Here is a 2,373-nt window from a genome sequence, read left to right as displayed (position 1 = left end):
TGTAACTGATCCATAAACCTCACCTATCCAAACAGGCGGCGTCTGAGGTGGGGAGGAATCAAATCATGCTGGCGCGGAGGCCATTCACGGCGCAGCTACTTCATTTTTTGTGGCTTGATATCCACCACCGTCCCCGCTTGTACGTTTTTGATCGGTGAAAGCAAGTGCGGCGAAATATTCCAGCGTTGGCTGGTGTCGGTTACCACTGTGACGGTCTTGCGGTTGAACTTCATAACGGTACCGGACAGGCGCTCACCACTGGGTGAGTCGAAGCTTACCCGTGCTCCTGGATGGAACTGCATCATCGATTTATGAGCTTCCAACGACTCCAGCATCTTCAGCCGTTCGATAATGTGATGATTCAATGTCACTAACTCATCGACACTCAGATGATCAATATTGATACTCATGATGCCCTCCAATTCCAGGGTAGTAGCGCCTCAACGTCTTCAACCGACTCAGCCTGCGGTAATCGCTCCAGTACATGGCGCAGCCACGTATAGGGCTCCTGGCCGTTTGCCTTGGCGGTCTCGACCAGACTGTAGATCTGCGCACTGGCTGCGGCGCCCTTGGGCGTATCGCTGAATAGCCATGCTTTGCGACCGATCACAAATGGTTTGATTGCTCTTTCGGCGGCATTGTTGTCGATCGGTAAAAAGCCAGCCTCTATATAACGCTCCAGCCGGCTCCAGTTACTGGCCAGATAATTGACCGCTTTACCCAAGGCGCTTTGCGCAGTGACCTGCGGTTGAGTTTTCTCCAGCCAATTTTTTAACTGGCTGAGCACCGGCAAGCTCTGTTCCTGGCGACCGGCAAAGCGCTGTTCATCTGTCATCTCTTTCAACCCACGCTCGATGCCGTACAACTTGTTGATCATCGTCAGCGCAACATCGGCTCGACCGGCTTTGCCCTTGGGCTGCACTTTTTGCGCATCTACGAACTTGCGCCGTACATGGGCCATGCAGGCCAAACGCTCGATACCCGGCTGCGCGCCCAAAGCGTTATAGCCGGCGTAATCATCGGTCATCAGATAGCCGCGATAGTCGGCGAGCAGCCGCAACGGCACCTCCTGCGCTCGGCTGGTGGTGTAGTCAAACAGGATGACTGGGCGCTCCGGTGGGCCACTGGCTTGTACCCACATCCAGGATTGGCTGGTCGGGTCTCGGTCTGGCTCTTTCAGCACCTGCACTCGCGTTTCATCGCAGTGAACAATCGGACTCTCCAGTAACCGATCACGCATCAGATTCAGCAGTGGCTGGAAGTGTTCGCAGCACTGGATCACCCAGCGCGCCAAGGTTTGACGCGGGATATCGACACCGTGACGAGCGAGGACTTTTTCGAAACGGTGCAGCGGCAGGCCATCGACGTACTTAGTGGTCAGCAGCATCGCCAATACGCTGGGGCTGGCCATGCTTTTTTCGATCAGTTGCGCGGGTTTGTCGGCGGTGACCGGTGCTGTTTCGCAGCCTCGGCAGCCGTAGACCTTGCGGATATGTTTGATCACCCGGATCTGCATCGGCACGATCTCCAGCTGTTCGCTGGTTTCTTCACCGATGGCGTGTCTGCGGCAACCGCAAGCGCAGGTCAGTTCGTGCTCGGAGAGTTCGTGGATGACCTCGATGCGTGGCAAGTCAGCCGACAGTGGCTTGCGTTTGCCACGGCGCTTGGTCGGGGCGACAACTTCTTCGTCAGCTTCAACGGGCGCTGGCGTGTCGATACTTTCGGCTTCATTAAACAGCAGCAGTTGTGGCGTCGCCGGATCAGCGGTTTGCTCTGACTTGCGCCCGAACAGGCGCTGACGAAGTAGCGCATTCTCTTCTTCAAGAAGAACGACCTTCGACTGCATCTGAGCAAGTAATTGCTTGAGCGCAGCCAGGTCATCGGGAAGGTTGTCGGACATGGAAATCATGTCCCGGATTATACCCAATCAAGCAACAAATCGCGGCGTCAAAACCTGATGCGGACGGTTGCGCCAGAGATCAAAACCGTCGAGCAGCCAGTTCAGTTCCTGAACCGTCAGCACGATGGCTTCGTCGGTGGCATTGGGCGAGGTTTTGAAACGCTCGGACTCCAGGCGCTTGAGCCAAAGGCAGAAGCCGTTGCGCTCCCAATAGAGGATTTTCACCCGATTACGGGGGCGATTCAGAAAAACAAAAAGTACCGGGTCGAATACCGCTACCTTGATATCCAGCTCGACCAGGGCCGCGAGGCCGTCGATGGATTTTCGAAAGTCCACGGGCTTGGGGTATAGGTACACTTTTTCGACTTTGGCGTCGGGACGCATCATGACGGACTGGCTCCAGAAAGAAATCGGGAGCACAGCATCGGACATCAGGTTTCGGCTTGGAATGTGGGCTTCATGGAGCGCTTACG

3 protein-coding genes are annotated in these 2,373 nt (G+C 55.7%); all 3 read right to left on the bottom strand.

Going from position 1 to position 2,373, the window contains the following annotated elements; translation table 11 throughout:
- Positions 1 to 95: 95 nt before the first annotated feature.
- Genes GHN92_RS23475 through tnpB form a run of 3 tightly spaced genes read right to left on the bottom strand, consistent with a single transcriptional unit; the run spans position 96 to position 2,287 of the window.
- Positions 96 to 410, bottom strand: coding sequence for a hypothetical protein (locus tag GHN92_RS23475; protein WP_129444071.1), 315 nt, complete (start codon positions 408 to 410; stop codon positions 96 to 98).
- On the bottom strand, positions 407 to 1,909 hold the full coding sequence (locus GHN92_RS23470; protein WP_048391261.1) for an IS66 family transposase: 1,503 nt from the start codon (positions 1,907 to 1,909) through the stop codon (positions 407 to 409). The genes GHN92_RS23475 and GHN92_RS23470 overlap by 4 nt, the downstream gene beginning before the upstream one ends.
- Positions 1,910 to 1,927: 18 nt before the next feature.
- Positions 1,928 to 2,287, bottom strand: coding sequence for an IS66 family insertion sequence element accessory protein TnpB (tnpB, locus tag GHN92_RS23465; RefSeq protein WP_048391263.1), 360 nt, complete (start codon positions 2,285 to 2,287; stop codon positions 1,928 to 1,930).
- Positions 2,288 to 2,373 lie beyond the last annotated feature (86 nt).

The organism is Pseudomonas sp. FSL R10-2964, from assembly GCF_009600035.1.
In the GTDB taxonomy this organism is placed as follows: Bacteria; Pseudomonadota; Gammaproteobacteria; order Pseudomonadales; family Pseudomonadaceae; genus Aquipseudomonas; species Aquipseudomonas bubulae.
The sequence above is the reverse complement of the archived record's forward strand: the minus strand, read 5'-3'. Positions and strand labels throughout refer to the sequence as shown.

Bases quoted from the DNA above. Each gene is read 5' to 3' on its own strand.
- tnpB (WP_048391263.1), bottom strand. From the start codon at position 2,287: ATGATGCGTCCCGACGCCAAAGTCGAAAAAGTGTACCTATACCCCAAG.
- GHN92_RS23475 (WP_129444071.1), bottom strand. From the start codon at position 410: ATGAGTATCAATATTGATCATCTGAGTGTCGATGAGTTAGTGACATTG.
- GHN92_RS23470 (WP_048391261.1), bottom strand. From the start codon at position 1,909: ATGATTTCCATGTCCGACAACCTTCCCGATGACCTGGCTGCGCTCAAG.